The following is an 18,948-nucleotide window of genomic DNA, read 5'->3' as shown; positions in this document are numbered from 1 at the left end:
AAATAATTTTGTTAAAAAACAAATTGAAGTAAATCTTTATAAGGAAAATAATATGTATACTGATATGTTTAAATCTTTTTCTGAGCAAGCTGAAAAAACTTTTGCTCCTTTAGTTAAATTCAACAAACTATGCGCAAAAAACGTAGAAGAGTTAACTCACCTACAACTTTCTGCTGCACGTTCATATTCTGAGTTAGGTTTGTCTCAACTTAAAGCTGCAACTGATATCAAGGATGTTCAATCTTTAGTTAGTTTTAACAGCTCACAAATTGACGCTCTAACTCGTTTATCTCAACAAATGGTTGAAGATAGCAAAAAATTCTCAGCTGTAGCACAAGATTTTAAAGCTGATTGTGATGCTTTAGTTGCTGAAAATGTAAAAGAAGTAGCACCAGCAGCTTAATTTATTTTTCAAATCCATTCTAACTTAATGTTGGGATGGATTTTTCCTTTCTGAGAGGTAAATGTTCAATGTACAAGAACTTTTTTACGGATTACCTTGATCAGCTTCAAAAATGTAACCAAAAATGGTGGGAAGAAATTGAAAACAATAAAACGACTTTCAATTCACCATTAGGAAAAGCAATTAATGAAGTTAACTTAGATGATATAACTAAGTTACTTGAAAAAGCAGTCAGTAATCCCGATGCTTTAATGAAAGTCCAAATGAACTGGTGGGAAAACCAATTTAAAATTTGGCAAAGTATTTCACAACCAACACAAGCTCAACAAGAACATGATTTGATAGAGCCAGACAAAGGTGATAAAAGATTTAATCATCCAGCCTGGAAAGAAGAGTCAATGTTTAATTTCATCAAACAATCTTATTTACTTTTTAGTAATACAGTTCAACAAACCATAGATAGTGTTGATGGGATTGAGCCAGAAGTTAAAGAACGTTTAAGTTTCTTTTCTCGACAGGCTGTAAATGCCATGTCTCCAAGTAACTTTATTTCAACAAATCCAGAATTAATGAAATTGACCATTGAATCCAATGGGCAAAATCTTGTAAAAGGGATCAAGTTACTTAAAGAAGATTTAGATGCAAGTGCTGAGATGTTAAAAGTAAGAATGACAAACAGTGCAGCCTTTGAATTAGGTAAAAACATTGCTAATACTGCAGGTGATGTTATTTATCGAAATGATCTATTTGAATTAATAGAATACAAACCAACGACTGAAAAAGTAAATAAAACTCCATTATTATTTATCCCACCATTTATAAATAAATATTATATTTTAGACTTACGTGAAAAAAACTCTATGATTAAATGGTTGGTTGAACAAGGTCACCGTGTTTTTTTAATGTCATGGAAAAACCCTAATAGTGAAATGGCAAAAGTTGGTTTTGAAGATTATGTTGTTGATGGTGCCCTAAATGCAATTAATATTGTTTCTGATGTTACAAAACAAAAAGAAATAAATGTAAGTGGATATTGTATTGGTGGGACTCTTTTAGCGACAACTCTTGCCTATTTGAAAGCGACTGGTCAAAAATCTAAAGTAAAAACAGCAACATTTTTTACTACGTTATTGGATTTTTCTCAACCGGGAGAATTAGGAAGTTTTATCAATGATCAAGTTATTACGGCTATAGAAGAGCAAAATACTTCCAAAGGTTATTTAGATGGTCGTTCACTTAGTGTTACTTTTAGTTTATTAAGAGAAAATAGCCTATACTGGAATTACTATATTGATAACTATCTTAAAGGAAATAGTCCTGTAGACTTTGACATGTTGTATTGGAATAGTGATAGTACAAATGTTTCTGCTAAATGTCATAATAATATCCTGAGAGATTTTTATCTTGATAATAGTTTGGCAAATGGTAAGTTCAAAGTGAAAGGTGTTGAAATTGACTTATCAGCAGTGGATACAAACAGCTACTTTATTTCTACAAAAGAAGACCATATTGCACTTTGGCAAGCTACTTATCGTGGTGCACTTATGTTTAAAGGCGATAAAACTTTTGTTTTAGGCGATTCAGGTCATATTGCTGGTATCGTTAATCACCCATCCAAAAATAAATATTCATATTATACTAATACAAAATTAGTCGAATCTCCTGAAGATTGGAAAAATGATATGAAGGTTAATGAAGGATCATGGTGGACACACTGGAATGAATGGTTATCAAAAAATAGTCCCTCTACTAAAGTGTTAGCACCTAAAAATGCTGGAAATTATGAGTTTAAGTCTATTAACGTTGCTCCTGGCGATTATGTAAAAGAAACATTATCATAAAAGCTCTTTTTTGATGAAAATAAGGCCAACTTGTCCACTTTGTGAACAGTTGGTTTTTTTTTTAAAAAAAAGTATTGAAATAAAATTATAACTATCTATAATTCATTCCCACAAAAGAGAGAGATTTCTTTTAAGTTCTTTAAAAATATAACTAGATAATCTGTGTGGGCACTCGTGAATGATAGTCATTAAAAAAGAATTATCAATGAGCTGAGTGACCGAATGAATAGCGATATTCATCACAGTCAATTTATTAATCAGAATTCATTGAGCCAAAACTTTAATTGAAGAGTTTGATCATGGCTCAGATTGAACGCTGGCGGCAGGCCTAACACATGCAAGTCGAGCGGTAACAGGGGAGAGCTTGCTCTCCTGCTGACGAGCGGCGGACGGGTGAGTAATGCCTGGGAATATGCCCTAATGTGGGGGATAACCATTGGAAACGATGGCTAATACCGCATAATCTCTACGGAGCAAAGGGGGGGACCTTCGGGCCTCTCGCATTAGGATTAGCCCAGGTGGGATTAGCTAGTTGGTGAGGTAAGGGCTCACCAAGGCGACGATCCCTAGCTGGTTTGAGAGGATGATCAGCCACACTGGAACTGAGACACGGTCCAGACTCCTACGGGAGGCAGCAGTGGGGAATATTGCACAATGGGGGAAACCCTGATGCAGCCATGCCGCGTGTATGAAGAAGGCCTTCGGGTTGTAAAGTACTTTCAGTTGTGAGGAAGGTGGTAGCGTTAATAGCGTTATCATTTGACGTTAGCAACAGAAGAAGCACCGGCTAACTCCGTGCCAGCAGCCGCGGTAATACGGAGGGTGCGAGCGTTAATCGGAATTACTGGGCGTAAAGCGCATGCAGGCGGTTTATTAAGCCAGATGTGAAAGCCCCGGGCTTAACCTGGGAATTGCATTTGGAACTGGTAAACTAGAGTCTTGTAGAGGGGGGTAGAATTTCAGGTGTAGCGGTGAAATGCGTAGAGATCTGAAGGAATACCGGTGGCGAAGGCGGCCCCCTGGACAAAGACTGACGCTCAGATGCGAAAGCGTGGGGAGCAAACAGGATTAGATACCCTGGTAGTCCACGCCGTAAACGATGTCTACTTGAAGGTTGTGATCTTGAATCGTGGCTTTCGGAGCTAACGCGTTAAGTAGACCGCCTGGGGAGTACGGTCGCAAGATTAAAACTCAAATGAATTGACGGGGGCCCGCACAAGCGGTGGAGCATGTGGTTTAATTCGATGCAACGCGAAGAACCTTACCTACTCTTGACATCCAGAGAACCTTTTAGAGATAGAAGGGTGCCTTCGGGAACTCTGAGACAGGTGCTGCATGGCTGTCGTCAGCTCGTGTTGTGAAATGTTGGGTTAAGTCCCGCAACGAGCGCAACCCTTATCCTTGTTTGCCAGCACTTCGGGTGGGAACTCCAGGGAGACTGCCGGTGATAAACCGGAGGAAGGTGGGGACGACGTCAAGTCATCATGGCCCTTACGAGTAGGGCTACACACGTGCTACAATGGCATATACAGAGGGCTGCCAACTCGCGAGAGTGAGCGAATCCCATAAAGTATGTCGTAGTCCGGATTGGAGTCTGCAACTCGACTCCATGAAGTCGGAATCGCTAGTAATCGTGGATCAGAATGCCACGGTGAATACGTTCCCGGGCCTTGTACACACCGCCCGTCACACCATGGGAGTGGGCTGCACCAGAAGTAGATAGCTTAACCTTCGGGAGGGCGTTTACCACGGTGTGGTTCATGACTGGGGTGAAGTCGTAACAAGGTAGCCCTAGGGGAACCTGGGGCTGGATCACCTCCTTACCTTAAAGATTATATTGATGTAGTGTCCACACAGATTATTTAGTTAAATATTAAAGAGATTTTCAAGATAGTTAATCTTGAAACCCAAGTCCCGTTCGTCTAGAGGCCTAGGACACCGCCCTTTCACGGCGGTAACAGGGGTTCGACTCCCCTACGGGACGCCACTTAGGGTCGTTAGCTCAGTTGGTAGAGCAGTTGACTTTTAATCAATTGGTCGCAGGTTCGAATCCTGCACGACCCACCATTATTTAATTTAATGGTTTTTTAAGTGGGCGATTAGCTCAGTTGGGAGAGCACCTCCCTTACAAGGAGGGGGTCACTGGTTCGAGCCCGGTATCGCCCACCATTTTCTCCTGGGGCTATAGCTCAGCTGGGAGAGCGCCTGCATGGCATGCAGGAGGTCAGCAGTTCGATCCTGCTTAGCTCCACCAATTCCTAAGCTGTTTGATAGAGACATTTTAGGAATTGGTTTTTTTTGAAAACCATAGCTCTTTAACAATTTGGAAAGCTGACTAGTAAAATAATTCTAACGAAAGTTAGAAGAGTTCTCAAAAAGCAAAACACATCAAGTGTCTTGTATTTTTAAGATCCGGCGAAACAAAGAACCTTGGTTGTTTAGACATACGTGAGACCCTTTGGGGTTGTATGGTTAAGTGACTAAGCGTACACGGTGGATGCCTTGGCAGTCAGAGGCGATGAAGGACGTACTAACTTGCGATAAGCGTAGATAAGGCAGTAAGAGCCACTTGAGTCTACGATTTCCGAATGGGGAAACCCAACTGCATAAGCAGTTATCCTAAACTGAATACATAGGTTTAGGAGGCGAACCGGGGGAACTGAAACATCTAAGTACCCCGAGGAAAAGAAATCAACCGAGATTCCGGTAGTAGCGGCGAGCGAAACCGGACCAGCCCTTAAGTTTTCATTGTGCTAGGCGAAAGTTTTGGAAAATTCTGCGGTACAGGGTGATAGCCCCGTAGCTGAAGGCGCAATGATAATGAAATCGAGTAGGACGGGACACGTGACATCTTGTCTGAATATGGGGGGACCATCCTCCAAGGCTAAATACTCCTGACTGACCGATAGTGAACCAGTACCGTGAGGGAAAGGCGAAAAGAACCCCTGTGAGGGGAGTGAAATAGAACCTGAAACCGTGTACGTACAAGCAGTGGGAGCCCCTTCGTGGGGTGACTGCGTACCTTTTGTATAATGGGTCAACGACTTAATTTTAGTAGCAAGGTTAACCGAATAGGGGAGCCGTAGGGAAACCGAGTCTTAACTGGGCGAATAGTTGCTAGGATTAGACCCGAAACCAGGTGATCTAGCCATGGGCAGGTTGAAGGTGAGGTAACACTTACTGGAGGACCGAACCGACTAATGTTGAAAAATTAGCGGATGACTTGTGGCTAGGGGTGAAAGGCCAATCAAACCTGGAGATAGCTGGTTCTCCCCGAAAGCTATTTAGGTAGCGCCTCGGACGAATACTACTGGGGGTAGAGCACTGTTAAGGCTAGGGGGTCATCCCGACTTACCAACCCTTTGCAAACTCCGAATACCAGTAAGTACTATCCGGGAGACACACGGCGGGTGCTAACGTCCGTCGTGGAGAGGGAAACAACCCAGACCGCCAGCTAAGGTCCCAAAGTTATAGCTAAGTGGGAAACGATGTGGGAAGGCTTAGACAGCCAGGATGTTGGCTTAGAAGCAGCCATCATTTAAAGAAAGCGTAATAGCTCACTGGTCGAGTCGGCCTGCGCGGAAGATTTAACGGGGCTAAGCTATACACCGAAGCTGCGGCAGCGTGCATTAGCATTGCTGGGTAGGGGAGCGTTCTGTAAGCCGTTGAAGGTGGATTGTAAAGTCTGCTGGAGGTATCAGAAGTGCGAATGTTGACATGAGTAACGATAAAGGGAGTGAAAAACTTCCTCGCCGGAAGACCAAGGGTTCCTGTCCAACGTTAATCGGGGCAGGGTAAGTCGACCCCTAAGGCGAGGCCGAAAGGCGTAGTCGATGGGAAACGGGTTAATATTCCCGTACTTTTTATAATTGCGATGGGGGACGGAGAAGGCTAGGTAGGCCTGGCGACGGTTGTCCAGGTTCAAGAGTGTAGGCTAATGACTTAGGTAAATCCGGGTCATTGTTAGGCTGAGACTTGATGTCGAGCTGCTACGGCAGTGAAGTTATTGATGCCATACTTCCAGGAAAAGCCTCTAAGCTTCAGATTATAAGAAATCGTACCCCAAACCGACACAGGTGGTCGGGTAGAGAATACCAAGGCGCTTGAGAGAACTCGGGTGAAGGAACTAGGCAAAATGGTACCGTAACTTCGGGAGAAGGTACGCTCTTGACGGTGAAGAGACTTGCTCTTGGAGCTGTTGAGAGTCGCAGATACCAGGTGGCTGCAACTGTTTATTAAAAACACAGCACTGTGCAAAATCGAAAGATGACGTATACGGTGTGACGCCTGCCCGGTGCCGGAAGGTTAATTGATGGGGTTAGTTTTCGGACGAAGCTCTTGATCGAAGCCCCGGTAAACGGCGGCCGTAACTATAACGGTCCTAAGGTAGCGAAATTCCTTGTCGGGTAAGTTCCGACCTGCACGAATGGCGTAATGATGGCCACGCTGTCTCCACCCGAGACTCAGTGAAATTGAAATCGCAGTGAAGATGCTGTGTACCCGCGGCTAGACGGAAAGACCCCGTGAACCTTTACTACAGCTTGGCACTGAACATTGAGCCTACATGTGTAGGATAGGTGGGAGGCTTTGAAACGGTGACGCCAGTTATCGTGGAGCCAACCTTGAAATACCACCCTTGTATGTTTGATGTTCTAACTTAGCCCCATAATCTGGGGTGAGGACAGTGCCTGGTGGGTAGTTTGACTGGGGCGGTCTCCTCCCAAAGAGTAACGGAGGAGTACGAAGGTGGGCTAATCACGGTCGGACATCGTGAGGTTAGTGCAATGGCATAAGCCCGCTTGACTGCGAGAATGACGGTTCGAGCAGGTGCGAAAGCAGGTCATAGTGATCCGGTGGTTCTGAATGGAAGGGCCATCGCTCAACGGATAAAAGGTACTCCGGGGATAACAGGCTGATACCGCCCAAGAGTTCATATCGACGGCGGTGTTTGGCACCTCGATGTCGGCTCATCACATCCTGGGGCTGAAGTCGGTCCCAAGGGTATGGCTGTTCGCCATTTAAAGTGGTACGCGAGCTGGGTTTAGAACGTCGTGAGACAGTTCGGTCCCTATCTGCCGTGGGCGTTGGATGATTGAAGGGGGCTGCTCCTAGTACGAGAGGACCGGAGTGGACGAACCTCTGGTGTTCGGGTTGTTACGCCAGTAGCATTGCCCGGTAGCTAAGTTCGGAATCGATAACCGCTGAAAGCATCTAAGCGGGAAGCGAGCCCTGAGATGAGTCATCCCTGATACTATAAGTATCCTAAAGGGTTGTTGGAGACTACGACGTAGATAGGCAAGGTGTGTAAGCGTTGTGAGGCGTTGAGCTAACTTGTACTAATTGCCCGTGAGACTTAACCATACAACACCCAAGGGGTTTTGCAGGATTTTAAAGATATAAAGATCTTGATGTGTATTGCAGAGTCAGCTTTTCGAATTGTAAACAAATTTTGCTTGGCGACCATAGCATTATGGCACCACCTGATCCCATGCCGAACTCAGAAGTGAAACGTAATTGCGCCAATGGTAGTGTGGGGATTCCCCATGTGAGAGTAGGTCATCGCCAAGCTTTCCATTTTCTTATATCATAAATGATACTTCCGTCACATTTTTTCTCAATTTTTTTTAAAATTACTTATAATTTATATTAGAAATTTCAAAAATTATGAGAATAACTATGAAGAGATCATTAAAATATATATTGTCTTTCTTTCTCATTTTCTATTCGAACTTGATAGTAGCGGATTGTTTTGAAAATAATTATCCATGTTTTAGGGATAAAGTGAGCCAGTTAATAGCTTATAATGGTAATAATATCTGGAATCAACAGATGTTAGATGAGTTCAATGAGCAATTATTTATTTTACAGCTTTCCAACTTAGCTCCACAATTTAATACAAGAATTTCTTATGTGAGAAGTAATATCGAAGAAATCGAAAGTGCTTCTTATCAAGAACTTGTTACAGATTCATTTATTTTATATAAAATAATTATAAAAAAATTCATGTAAATCCCCACGTTCTTTTCACATCTAAATTATTGAAAGTGAATACAGTAGGTAATAATTTACCAAATATGGATCCTTTAATTAATTACGAACAACTTTTAAAATTAAGACCCTTAAAATACAATTACCAAGCATCATTGGTCTATCTGAAGAAATTAAACGAACAACAGGATATACAAATTAGACTAAACCAAGGGTTAATTAGGCATAATAAAGTTATACCTTATGGGAAGCAATTAATTGAAAAGCTGAACTTTTATAATGACCTGGATGATTTTACTTATGAATATTTATCAACTAAGAAGGTAATTTTGAATCAAGGAGAAGTAAACTTAGCAATAAAAAACTTTCAACGTAGGAATGGTCTTAAAGTTGATGGCGTTATAGGAAATGAGACTATTAGAGCACTAAATAATAGTTTTTCAAATGATCAGAGAATACTTGCTCTTAATATGCAACGGACTAGATTAAAAAAATGAGAGCTCCAATTTATTTGTATGTTAATGTGCCTGATTTTAAGTTACAAGTATTTAGAAATTATAATAAGGTTTTTGAATCTAAAGTTATAACAGGAAGATATAAAAGACCTACTGGATTATTTTCTTCAGAAATGAGAAATATAGTCATAAATCCGACATGGAATGTACCGGAGGGAATTAAAAAGAAAGATATAATACCAAATGTTAAACGGAATATTCATTACTTACGTAAAAATAAAATAAATATTATTAGAAGTTGGCAAAACCCAAGAAAGATTTCACCGTACTCAATTAATTGGAGAAATGTTAACGCCAGAAATTTCCCATTTCAATTTCAGCAAACTCCAGGAAGACATAACTCTTTAGGTAAAGTTAAATTTGATTTTCCAAATAACTTCGCAATTTTTCTACACGACACCTCTTCAAAAATCTTTTCATGAAAGATAAAAGAGCTTTAAGCTCTGGATGTGTTCGTGTAGAAAATGCAGTTACTTTAGCAGAATATCTATTACAATTTGAAGGATATAGTAGCAATCAAATTAGCAATTATGTAAATAGTAGAAGAACAAAATATTTAAAAATCTCGAAGCCCATATATATACAAATGATGTATATTACTTCATGGGTTGATGAAAATGATATTTTACATAAAAGACCCGATATATATGGTTATGACAAAAAACAAAGTTATGTGAAAAACATCAACTTTGTTTCGATGAAACATTTCCAAAATTAAAATTTTTTGAATATCAATGAGGTATTAATTCCACCAAAAGCAAAATTATTATTTATAAACATATTAATGTCATGATTTTTACCTTTTTGTAAAACATAATTTAATTCTGCACAATTTGGATCGATTTCATTTAAGTTGAGAGTTGGATGTATCCAGTTATTTGACATCATTTCTATACCATTAATGGATTCAATTGCTCCACAAGCGCCTAAAGTATGTCCTATGTAGCTTTTTAAACTACTGACAGGAACCTGGCTACCAAAAACATTTTTTGTCGCTATTGACTCAGCAATATCCCCTTTTATTGTTCCGGTAGCATGAGCAGAAATATAATCTATTTCTGTATGATTGATATCTGCATTAAATAAAGCAGTTTGCATACAATCTTGCATTGATTCATATTCAGGTTGTGTAGGATGAGACCCATCTGAATTTGTTGAAAATCCAACAAGCTCTGCGTATATATTAGCTCCGCGTTTTTGAGCATGCTCATATTCTTCAAGTATAAGAGTACCAGCTCCTTCTCCTAGAACAAGTCCATCACGGTCAACGTCAAATGGTGAGGGTGTCAAATTTGGAGTTTTATTTTTTATACTTGCAGCAAAAAGGGTATCAAATACTGCTACTTGAGAAGTACATAACTCATCAGCGCCACCTGCAATCATAACTTTTTGAAGTCCATGTTTTATAGATTCATATGCATAGCCAATCGCTTGACTAGATGAAGTGCAAGCTGAGCTTGTAGGAATGATTCTTCCTGATAAGTTAAAGAATAAACCAATGTTAACTGCAGTTGTGTGAGACATCATTTTAAGGTATGTGTTGGCATTTAGAGTAGATGTGTTTTTATCTTTGATAACTGATGCAAAGTCAGCAAGTGCATCTGAACTACCCGAACATGATCCGTAAGCAACACCGACATTTTGGTTATGAATTAGATAATCTTGAGCAAAATTAGCATCTTTAATAGCATATTGAGTTGCCAGGCATGCAAACTGGGACACTTTACCCATAGTACGTAATTTTTTTCTTGTAAAAGTATCGGGTAAATCAAATGGTTTAACAGGACACCCTAAATGGGTATTAAGACCAATTGTAGAAGTAAATTCATCAATAAGACGTACTGTGTTTTTATATTCTCTCAGCTTTAAAAAAAAATCTGCTGGTGAATGACCTAGGCTTGATACCAGACCCATTCCAGTAACCACAACTCTTTTGGGATAGTTTATCATATCAGGCCTCCATTGATAGATATTACTTGTTTAGTGGTGTAAGAGGATAGATCGGACATAAGAAATTCAACGGCATAAGCAATTTCCTCTGATGTTCCTTTTCTTTTGATAGGGATATTGTTTATAATTTGTTGCTCGAATTCCTTAATATCGTTTTCATTAGCATTATTTATTAGTCCAGGGGCAATGCAATTCACTGTGATTTTTCGCTTTGCTAACTCTATGGCTAGAGATTTTGAAGCACCGATAATACCAGCCTTTGAGGCACTATAATTTACTTGGCCTCGATTACCTATAAGTCCAGACACTGATGTGATTGAAATAATTCTTCCACCTTTACGTGCCTGAATCATAGGCATGATACATGGATGTAGGACATTATAAAACCCCCCTAAATTTGCATTAATAACTTTATCCCATTGATCGGGTTGCATAGATGGAAAGTTACAATCTTCATACAAACCAGCATTATTAACTATACCATAAAATGCGCCATGTTTATTAATGAAGTTTTCTAATTTACTCTTACACTCCTCTCTATTGGAAATATCAAATTGAACCATTTGAGGATATATACCGCATATTTGTTCGATTTCTTCACATGTTTTTATTGCATTAATTTTATCTTTATTAAAGTGTATTACGATATTGTATTCTAATTGACACAATCTAATAGCAATTGCTTTTCCTATACCTTTACTAGACCCTGTGATTAGTACTAACTTATTCATTAGTTAAACCTATGTTATTAAAATTTAAATTTGTTTTTCAAAAATGTTGATTTGACTTTCAGCTAGCAAGTTTTCTTGAGCATGAATTGAACATTTAAAGGCGGCTGAACTTACATTTTTAATTAAAAGCTCTGCTTGCATAATAATAGTTTCATCTAAATTAAATTTATGAGTATATGAATTATAATTTCGTGTACCTAAGAGTAGTCCCATAGGAATTTTTTGATTTGAGATATAATAATGATACCCAGACCATATCGCAATGGATTGTGCCATAAATTCAATACCTATCCATGAAGGTAAACAATTAGATTTATGATCCCAATATGGATTATGAGGCTTAATAACTGACTGACATATAATATTATGATCTGTAATTTTAATTATATCATCTATAAATTGCATATTACCAGAATGCAAAATTAAATCTGTAATTGGGGGGTATTTCATTATCCTTCACCTATAATAATACTTACGTTATTACCACCAAAAGCAAAAGAGTTAGAAAGTATAATTTTATTTTTTAAAACTCGATACTGGGTGTTAACATTTATCGGCTGTATGTTTGGATCAATTAAATCAAAGTTCTGCTGTACAGGTATCTCTAAACTTTTTTTAAGAATTAACCAACAAATTGATAGCTCAAGAATTCCACTAGCCCCAAGAGTATGACCCGTTTGATTTTTTGTTGAAGTAACGGGCGTATTATCTTTAAAAAGATTAAAAATAGCCATACTCTCCATGGAGTCATTTAATTTAGTGCCTGTTCCATGAGCATTGATATACCCAACATCTTCACATCTTATATTCGCTTTTGTGATTGCATCTAACATACTTCTTTCTGCTCCTAATCCTGATGGATCTGGTGCAGACATGTGGTATGCATCAGAACTTTGTCCTATCCCTAAAATTTTTAAAGAAGATTTTGAAAAGCGCTTTTTGGTTAAGATCATAAATGCGGCCGCTTCTCCAATATTGATTCCATCTCTAGTTGTTTCAAACGGTTTACATATACTTTGTGATACTGACTGAAGGCTGTCAAAACCCTGTGTTGTAAGTTTACAAATAGTATCACAACCACCAACAATAACAGCATCAGCCAATCCGCATTGCATTAAATGTTGAGCAGATATTAGCGTTCTTGCACTTGAAGAACATGCTGTGGAAATTGTATAGGATGGACCTGAAAGATCTAAATAATTTTTAACAAATTCACTAAGACCGCCAATTTCTTGTTGCTTATAATGGAAATCATTACCTAGATTATTATGCTTGTTTAATCTTTTGAATGCGTTTTCGGCATCACTAAACCCAGATGTTGAAGTTCCAACTATGACAGCTATTCGATTTTTTGGAATATACTGTGTGAGATCTTTTAATGATTTCTTTAGTTTTATTAATGCAGTCAATGCTAATTTATTATTAACGGAATTGAATTTTTTTTCTAAAATATTTTCCGATTTATATTTTTGTCCAACTAAACCCAAATATGTTGATTGATGATTTAATAAATAATCACTTGAGAGTTGTAGTTTTGATTGATCAGAATATAAGTTTTTTATTATTTCTGTTTCATCCAAACCAAGTGCTGAAATCATTGCAGAGTTATAAATAAACAATGAAAGCTTCCTTTTATATAATGTTCACAACAATATCACTCAACTCAGTACTTTGATTAAATTTGATATGATACGTTTCTTTTGATTTTGAAATACTAAGTAATAATTTTTTATTTTTATAAATATATTTTATATGACTTTTAGTCAAAATATTTATTTTGGGGTTATATTTAAACCACTCATTATCATTAATTTGTGTCATTAATAAAGCTAAAAATATTTTTTGTAGTCCGTATTAATATTACTTAATGCATTAATGTCATTTATAAATATTTTATTGTTTGAATAAGATAATGTTAATGATCTCGTTCCCCATGATGTAAACCCAAGCATATAGCTGGTTTGTTGATCAGTATTAATTTGAATCGGTATAGTTTTTTCTTGTGTAGTGAGAGTTACTAAAAAAGAATGATTGGCAATTTTGGAAATAGACGATGGCGGAGGTAAGGATAAAGATTCATTTTGTCCTAGGGATATTCTATTTGAGCTCTCTTGATTAGAAACGTAATTTGAAGAGCAGGAACTGATTAATAAACAAATAACGGCGAAAACCACAAAATTAACCTGTTTCATTTTATATTCCTTGATGATAATGGAGCAAGAAGCCAAGCCACAATAATACCGATTACGATAGTAAACCCAAAGTGTTGAATTGCTTCTGTTTCGCTTAAAGATAGCAGACCGAAGGATAAAAGTGTAGTGATAGCTGATAAGGTTGTTGCAAGAAAAATCATACAAATATGTTTGTTATCATTTTTATTCATTTCTCGAAAGAAAAGACTGTAATCAATCCCTATTCCTAAAATTAATGTTAATGGTATTAAATTAAAAATATTTAAGTTACTAAAAATAAGAGAGCTTATTCCGATAGCAGATAAACATGCAATTAATGGAGGTATTAAAGTTTTAAATCCATTGAAGAATCCATACCTAATGATTAAAATGAGAAAAACCATAATCAAAGATATACTGAATAAATACATAAATCTCTTTCTATATTCTTTAAATACTTGACTAATTGATTTAGCTTTATTAAGGAAAAAAACGTTTGGATTTTCTGTTAAAAGTTGAATTTGTTTACTGGTGATAGGCTGGTTTAAAACAATTAAAGAAGCATATTTATTACCTATTTTACCTAACCAAAATGTGTTTAGAGGGTTATTTTTTTGATTTAATAACAAAATATCTAGAGGTATAGACTGAAAATGATTTGCTAAAACATCTGACATTTTAATTGGTGGTGATATTTTTAAAGTATCATTTATTTTAGATAAATTATTTTTAATAAGTTTTTGGTAAATTTCAAAATTCATTTTTTGGGTTTGTTCGGATGGTATGAGTTGGGTAAGGCTTAAATACTTAATTTTTTCATTTTGTAAATTATTAGTTAAAAGCTCATTATTTCTTAATAGAGAATTAACAGAATCACCAGTGACCAAAAAGGATCCAAATGAAGGATTAAAGCTTGTTACTTTTTCTATAAATTTAGTCATTGTAGTTAAATTAATTGGCAGAGACTGCAGTTGTTGAATATCATCATTAAACTTTATATTTATCAACCCAAAAAGTGATAATAATATAAAAATTATCAATAAAAAAAGTTGTAATTTTTTAGTGTAAAATTGGAGCCATTTTTGGATAACTGTAGTTAAGAACCCCACATTTGTTTTTGATTTTTGACTATTTAGAAAGGGATACCAAAGAATAACTGTGATAAATGATCCAGTTAAGCCAAAAATAGCGAAAATAGAAAGTTGATGAAACCCTGGGAAAGGAGTCCACATTAAACATAAAAAGCCTACAATGCAGGTCAAAAGACCAAGTGAAATTGGAGTGATAATATTTTCAAGAGATGATTTTTTTGTCCATTGATTTCCTAAATATAACTTATTTGCAAAAAAGAAAAAAGAATAATCGACGGATATACCAATTAAACTCATACCAAAAACTATACTAAAAATATGGACTTCGTTAAAAATGATATCGGTAAATATAAAACCACATAAAAACCCAACAAGTAATGATATAAAGGTTAAAGCTAGTGGATGGAATTTTTTAAATACGCAAATAAACAGCAAAATTATTCCAATTAAGGAACCTAATCCAATAGTTTGTATTTCGTTTTGCGCACTTGTTATTCCATGCTGGGCATAAAAAACAGTCCCTGTATAAAATATTTGAGTAGAAGTATCTTGTTTTAATTTATTTACAATATCTTTAATTTTAAGGGCAGCATTTAAGGATGATTTATCATACGATGATTGTTGAAGAGAACCCGTCATCAAAATATAATTTTGATTGTTCTTTTTTTGAATTAAGTACCCATGTTCAGGAACAAAATTAGTATTAAAACTTAAATTATTTAAAATATAAGTCCGAAATAATAAAAAAGGATCTGATTTTAATTCTTCACTTGATACGTTTGAAAAAGGACTATAAATTTTCTGTATGGTTTTTTCAGTAAAAGAGTTAGGGTCAGTCAAAATTAATTCACGATCTTTTGTATCTATTAATTGATATCTAAAACCAAATAAATTCTTAAATATTTTGTGAAAATCAAATTGATTGCTTTCAAGGTTAATCTGAGCAGTTGAATGGTTGTTTTTAAGAGCAGTCTTTAAAGTATTTGCAGTTTGAATGGCCAGATTTTCATTTTTATTGCTCAAAAGAAATATAATTTTTTGATCTACTTTTTTAGATACTTTTTGAAAAGCTTGATCTAAAATTGGATTTTGTTGATCAGATGGTAGTAGTTTAAAAATATTTGACTCAATAGGAAACTTACCAAAAACTACATCTTTATTTTTATGTATGAAAATTAAGATTATTAAAAGTAAAAATAGTAACCAAATAGAAGCGAGATATTTTTTAGTATTCATTTAATTGTTCTTGATTTAGATTATTTATTTTTTTTGGTTGTTAAATCTGATAATTGTCTTATCGCCTCTTATTTCCTGTAAAACCAAAAGATTTATAAATTTATTCCCTTTGATGGTAATTTTTTCAAATATTTTATTCAGGGGCATGGTTTTAGGTTTTAATGTTAATGTCCAAGTATCAGCATTTTGGTTAAGCTCAAAAGTAAAATTAGTTTTTAATTGTTCAAAATCACCTTCAAACAATTGTGTGAATAAACTGGTAAAATAAAAAAGTGAGGGGTTTTTATCTTTAGTAAAAGACTCCTCTGGTTGGTTTTGATATTTTTGTGACATTTTATTTTCGCTCAAAATAACCCTTAAATTAAAGGGGTCTGTTTGTTTCCAAATTAAACCATGTTTTTTTGAAATTAAAAATGTTCCTGAAGATCTTAATGGTTTTTTTAATATGGCTATTATTCTATCTTGAGTAAAACTGCCTGTTATATTTTGATATTGATTGAGATTTTTCTCAAGAATTGACAGACTCATCGAGAAAATTGGCAATGAAAAACATAAAATTAAAATACATAAAATTTTTTTAACATGAGTACATCCCATTTTCTTGAATAAATTTTTCAATACGTTCTTTAAATATGTCGGGGAAAGAATATTGAAGAGAATTAGTTTTCATACAATAAGGAACTTGAGTAGTTTGTCCTTTAGCTAATAAACCTTTCTCAACACAATACATCCTATAGTTAAAAACCAATTTTGTTTCCCATTCAACTAGTTCGCATTGAATTTTGATAAACTGATTATATTTAATATATTTGATAAATTTAGTATTTAATTTGACTACAGGCCATAGAAAACCTGATTTTTCCATTTCTAAATAACTATAATTTAGCGTTTCTAACGCTTTATCTCTTGCAAGCTCAAAATATCTTGCATAGTTACCATGGTATAGAACTCCCATAGGGTCTGCATCTGCAAAATGAACTTTTTCATTTACTTCTGTGTGAATTAAAATATTACTCAAGATATTTTCCTTTATTATTTTTAGCCCAAAATGAAAAAAAATTAAACCATTGATGAGGATATTTTAGACAACATTTCTCAAGCGCTTGAATATAATTGTTTTTAATAACTTCAATCCTATTATTTCTGTTAAGCTCATTCACTTCTTTATCAGATATTAAAGCTTCACTGAACACAGTATATTTTCTATCCTTAAATAATACTGTTGTAAAAAAAACCGGCGATTTAAGAATTGATGCGAGTATGAATGGACCACTTGGAAAATTTGCTAACTGACCTAAGAATGTTTCTTGATAAACACGATCTTGATTAGATTTAGGTATTCTATCTCCCATAATTACAATGAGTTCGCCTTGCTCGATTTTTTTTGAAATGAGTAAAGCTGTTTCCATATTAAATTCGTTTGTGTGTATCAGATTAGTGGAAAAATCAGGGTTAATTAATTTCATTATCTTATTAAATTTTAATGCATTTTGGGTATACACAATTGCATTCATTTTGATTTTTTGTTTGGATTGATTCAGTGAACGTAATAATTCTATGTTCCCAATATGAGCACTAATAATGATTGCACCTTTACCTAGACTAATATTTTTTCTAAGCCCTTGCAGTGCGCTAGTATCCACGTTAAACTTTTCGATATCCCCATTCCAACAAGCAATTTTATCAATCATGCTATAACCAAAATTTTGAAATGATTTAAATGAATTATTGAGTTTAGCTTGAGGTTTACTTGTATAATTACAAACATTATTTAGAAAGGCTTTCATATTATCTTTTTCTCTTGAATGGATTAAAAAATAATAAAAAATAATAGGTTTACTAATACATTTACAGATTGTTATTCCCAAAAATCTATAAACTAAAAATATTATTTTCATACCAAGAATAGAACCTGCTTCCTTTTTATCAAACCACTTAAAGTTTTGTTTTTTCTTGAAGTATAATTTAGGGATTCTGTAGAACATTTGTAAAAATTGTTTAGCATGCATTTTGCTTATAATTATATTATCTTTAAAAGGCCTGAAATGCGAAATATTATTTGGGTCATAGTAAACTTTTACCGGCAAAAACTTAATATCTATATTGCTCCAATATGCATAGACCATAATACTAATATCAAAATCCATATAATTGCCAATTCTATTTTCTTTGATTAACTTTAATGTGGATTTGATTGGATAAATTCTAAAGCCGCATAATGTATCTTTTAATTTAAAGGAGCATGTCTCCAACCATACCCATATATGAGTGATATACCTCGAATAGACTCTACTTTTGGGTGCATCCTTTCCAAAAATGGGTCGCCCAGAAATAATTGATAAGGAGTTTGATTGTGATAGTTTAATCAAAGGTTCAATTTGAGTTAAATCATGCTGAGCATCTGCATCGACTTGAATAGCATGGGTAAATTGATTCTTTGAGGCATATGTCAAACCAAACTTTAAGGCTCCGCCTTTTCCTCGATTTGTATTAAGTTGAATAACTATAAAACAAAATTTTTTTTTCAGTTCACCTATAGTTTGTTTTGTTTCCTTATTACTACCGTCATCGATGACTATTATTGGGTAATTATGCAAAGATAACTCAGAAAGAACTTTAGAAAGTTTATCTCCATGATTAAAACAAGGAATTAAAAAACAAGGGTTGTAAGCCAAATTACTCATAAAAGAGAATATCTCCAGATGAAAATGCAAATGAATCTGAAAAATAGTTAAATTTTAACAAATTTATTTTGGTTAAAATTTCCAAGTTTAGGTAAACGATAAGATTAGGTGTTATTGGCTCCTTAAACTTAAGCTTTTTTATACCTTTAAATTTACGATTTTCTTTAAAATATTTATTGGATAATTTAATTGCTAAGTCAATTTGACTTACACCAGGTAGAATAGGAAAACCAGGAAAATGACCGTCAAAATCATCCATTTTTGAGTGATATTGGAGTTCAAACTCGATACTTGTCTTTGTTTTATAAATTATATCTTTAATAATTGGTTCGGTCATT

Annotated in this window: 17 protein-coding genes, 4 tRNA genes and 3 rRNA genes; 13 read left to right on the top strand and 11 right to left on the bottom strand. The window is 35.3% G+C overall.

Features of this window, described 5'->3' with window-relative positions; all coding sequences use genetic code 11:
* Positions 1–52: 52 nt before the first annotated feature.
* The 13 genes from CF386_RS11580 to CF386_RS11520 all read left to right on the top strand — a co-directional run bounded on the left by CF386_RS11580 (position 53) and on the right by CF386_RS11520 (position 9,465).
* Positions 53–403, top strand: a complete 351-nt coding sequence (locus CF386_RS11580) for a phasin family protein (protein WP_089074589.1) — start codon at positions 53–55, stop codon at positions 401–403.
* A 68-nt stretch (positions 404–471) separates the two neighbouring features.
* A complete protein-coding gene (gene phaC, locus CF386_RS11575; protein ID WP_089074588.1) occupies positions 472–2,244 on the top strand; it encodes a class I poly(R)-hydroxyalkanoic acid synthase in 1,773 nt (590 codons plus the stop codon).
* A gap of 281 nt (positions 2,245–2,525) precedes the next feature.
* A 16S ribosomal RNA gene (locus CF386_RS11570) occupies positions 2,526–4,067 on the top strand.
* Positions 4,068–4,155: 88 nt separating this feature from the next.
* Positions 4,156–4,231 (top strand) — tRNA-Glu (locus tag CF386_RS11565).
* Between the two features lie 4 nt (positions 4,232–4,235).
* Positions 4,236–4,311 (top strand) — tRNA-Lys (locus CF386_RS11560).
* Positions 4,312–4,337: 26 nt separating this feature from the next.
* Positions 4,338–4,413, top strand: a tRNA-Val gene (locus CF386_RS11555).
* Between the two features lie 9 nt (positions 4,414–4,422).
* Positions 4,423–4,498, top strand: a tRNA-Ala gene (locus CF386_RS11550).
* A 216-nt stretch (positions 4,499–4,714) separates the two neighbouring features.
* A 23S ribosomal RNA gene (locus CF386_RS11545) occupies positions 4,715–7,605 on the top strand.
* A 91-nt stretch (positions 7,606–7,696) separates the two neighbouring features.
* Positions 7,697–7,812, top strand: a 5S ribosomal RNA gene (gene rrf, locus CF386_RS11540).
* The 16S, 23S and 5S rRNA genes sit together here with 4 tRNA genes alongside, the layout of an rRNA operon.
* Positions 7,813–8,025: 213 nt before the next feature.
* Positions 8,026–8,253, top strand: a complete 228-nt coding sequence (locus CF386_RS11535) for a hypothetical protein (RefSeq protein WP_145955060.1) — start codon at positions 8,026–8,028, stop codon at positions 8,251–8,253.
* A gap of 35 nt (positions 8,254–8,288) precedes the next feature.
* Positions 8,289–8,729 carry a peptidoglycan-binding protein gene (locus CF386_RS11530; RefSeq protein ID WP_158522406.1) on the top strand — a complete coding sequence of 147 codons (441 nt, stop codon included), beginning with the start codon at positions 8,289–8,291 and terminating at the stop codon, positions 8,727–8,729.
* Positions 8,726–9,169, top strand: a complete 444-nt coding sequence (locus CF386_RS11525) for a L,D-transpeptidase family protein (protein WP_089074585.1) — start codon at positions 8,726–8,728, stop codon at positions 9,167–9,169. The genes CF386_RS11530 and CF386_RS11525 overlap by 4 nt, the downstream gene beginning before the upstream one ends.
* Positions 9,166–9,465, top strand: a complete 300-nt coding sequence (locus CF386_RS11520) for a hypothetical protein (protein WP_089074584.1) — start codon at positions 9,166–9,168, stop codon at positions 9,463–9,465. The genes CF386_RS11525 and CF386_RS11520 overlap by 4 nt, the downstream gene beginning before the upstream one ends.
* Here CF386_RS11520 and CF386_RS11515 read toward each other — a convergent pair.
* Genes CF386_RS11515 through CF386_RS11465 form a run of 11 tightly spaced genes read right to left on the bottom strand, consistent with a single transcriptional unit; the run spans position 9,462 to position 18,947 of the window.
* On the bottom strand, positions 9,462–10,697 hold the full coding sequence (locus CF386_RS11515; protein ID WP_089074583.1) for a beta-ketoacyl-ACP synthase: 1,236 nt from the start codon (positions 10,695–10,697) through the stop codon (positions 9,462–9,464). The genes CF386_RS11520 and CF386_RS11515 overlap by 4 nt on opposite strands.
* Positions 10,694–11,428, bottom strand: a complete 735-nt coding sequence (fabG, locus tag CF386_RS11510) for a 3-oxoacyl-ACP reductase FabG (RefSeq protein WP_089074582.1) — start codon at positions 11,426–11,428, stop codon at positions 10,694–10,696. Before fabG ends, CF386_RS11515 begins: the two co-directional genes overlap by 4 nt.
* Positions 11,429–11,452: 24 nt before the next feature.
* Positions 11,453–11,878: an ApeP family dehydratase gene (locus tag CF386_RS11505; RefSeq protein WP_089074581.1), complete on the bottom strand. Its 426-nt coding sequence runs from the start codon at positions 11,876–11,878 to the stop codon at positions 11,453–11,455.
* Positions 11,878–13,047 carry a beta-ketoacyl-ACP synthase gene (locus tag CF386_RS11500; RefSeq protein WP_089074580.1) on the bottom strand — a complete coding sequence of 390 codons (1,170 nt, stop codon included), beginning with the start codon at positions 13,045–13,047 and terminating at the stop codon, positions 11,878–11,880. Before CF386_RS11500 ends, CF386_RS11505 begins: the two co-directional genes overlap by 1 nt.
* A gap of 13 nt (positions 13,048–13,060) precedes the next feature.
* Entirely contained in the window at positions 13,061–13,249 is a 189-nt protein-coding gene (locus CF386_RS11495) for a hypothetical protein (RefSeq protein WP_089074579.1), read from the bottom strand.
* 8 nt (positions 13,250–13,257) lie between these two features.
* Positions 13,258–13,620, bottom strand: a complete 363-nt coding sequence (locus CF386_RS11490) for a DUF3261 domain-containing protein (RefSeq protein WP_089074578.1) — start codon at positions 13,618–13,620, stop codon at positions 13,258–13,260.
* Positions 13,617–15,926, bottom strand: coding sequence for an MMPL family transporter (locus CF386_RS11485; RefSeq protein WP_089074577.1), 2,310 nt, complete (start codon positions 15,924–15,926; stop codon positions 13,617–13,619). Before CF386_RS11485 ends, CF386_RS11490 begins: the two co-directional genes overlap by 4 nt.
* A 24-nt stretch (positions 15,927–15,950) precedes the next feature.
* Positions 15,951–16,454: an outer membrane lipoprotein carrier protein LolA gene (locus CF386_RS11480; RefSeq protein ID WP_158522405.1), complete on the bottom strand. Its 504-nt coding sequence runs from the start codon at positions 16,452–16,454 to the stop codon at positions 15,951–15,953.
* A 49-nt stretch (positions 16,455–16,503) separates the two neighbouring features.
* Positions 16,504–16,944: an acyl-CoA thioesterase gene (locus tag CF386_RS11475; RefSeq protein ID WP_089074575.1), complete on the bottom strand. Its 441-nt coding sequence runs from the start codon at positions 16,942–16,944 to the stop codon at positions 16,504–16,506.
* Positions 16,937–18,610, bottom strand: coding sequence for a glycosyltransferase family 2 protein (locus tag CF386_RS11470; RefSeq protein ID WP_089074574.1), 1,674 nt, complete (start codon positions 18,608–18,610; stop codon positions 16,937–16,939). The genes CF386_RS11475 and CF386_RS11470 overlap by 8 nt, the downstream gene beginning before the upstream one ends.
* The gene (locus tag CF386_RS11465; protein WP_089074573.1) at positions 18,603–18,947 is read right to left on the bottom strand and encodes an ApeI family dehydratase; all 345 of its coding nucleotides are present in this window, start codon (positions 18,945–18,947) and stop codon (positions 18,603–18,605) included. The genes CF386_RS11470 and CF386_RS11465 overlap by 8 nt, the downstream gene beginning before the upstream one ends.
* Position 18,948 lies beyond the last annotated feature (1 nt).

Source organism: Paraphotobacterium marinum (assembly GCF_002216855.1).
Classification (GTDB): domain Bacteria; phylum Pseudomonadota; class Gammaproteobacteria; order Enterobacterales; family Vibrionaceae; genus Paraphotobacterium; species Paraphotobacterium marinum.
This window is presented reverse-complemented; position numbering and strand designations above follow the sequence as displayed.

What these genes read in the sequence shown, in the direction of transcription:
- CF386_RS11495 (WP_089074579.1), bottom strand. Translation starts at nt 13,249, where the DNA reads ATGACACAAATTAATGATAATGAGTGGTTTAAATATAACCCCAAAATA.
- CF386_RS11480 (WP_158522405.1), bottom strand. Translation starts at nt 16,454, where the DNA reads ATGAGTCTGTCAATTCTTGAGAAAAATCTCAATCAATATCAAAATATA.
- CF386_RS11470 (WP_089074574.1), bottom strand. Translation starts at nt 18,610, where the DNA reads ATGAGTAATTTGGCTTACAACCCTTGTTTTTTAATTCCTTGTTTTAAT.
- CF386_RS11465 (WP_089074573.1), bottom strand. Translation starts at nt 18,947, where the DNA reads ATGACCGAACCAATTATTAAAGATATAATTTATAAAACAAAGACAAGT.
- CF386_RS11485 (WP_089074577.1), bottom strand. Translation starts at nt 15,926, where the DNA reads ATGAATACTAAAAAATATCTCGCTTCTATTTGGTTACTATTTTTACTT.
- CF386_RS11580 (WP_089074589.1), top strand. Translation starts at nt 53, where the DNA reads ATGTATACTGATATGTTTAAATCTTTTTCTGAGCAAGCTGAAAAAACT.
- CF386_RS11525 (WP_089074585.1), top strand. Translation starts at nt 8,726, where the DNA reads ATGAGAGCTCCAATTTATTTGTATGTTAATGTGCCTGATTTTAAGTTA.
- phaC (WP_089074588.1), top strand. Translation starts at nt 472, where the DNA reads ATGTACAAGAACTTTTTTACGGATTACCTTGATCAGCTTCAAAAATGT.
- fabG (WP_089074582.1), bottom strand. Translation starts at nt 11,428, where the DNA reads ATGAATAAGTTAGTACTAATCACAGGGTCTAGTAAAGGTATAGGAAAA.
- CF386_RS11490 (WP_089074578.1), bottom strand. Translation starts at nt 13,620, where the DNA reads ATGAAACAGGTTAATTTTGTGGTTTTCGCCGTTATTTGTTTATTAATC.
- CF386_RS11505 (WP_089074581.1), bottom strand. Translation starts at nt 11,878, where the DNA reads ATGAAATACCCCCCAATTACAGATTTAATTTTGCATTCTGGTAATATG.
- CF386_RS11515 (WP_089074583.1), bottom strand. Translation starts at nt 10,697, where the DNA reads ATGATAAACTATCCCAAAAGAGTTGTGGTTACTGGAATGGGTCTGGTA.
- CF386_RS11520 (WP_089074584.1), top strand. Translation starts at nt 9,166, where the DNA reads ATGAAAGATAAAAGAGCTTTAAGCTCTGGATGTGTTCGTGTAGAAAAT.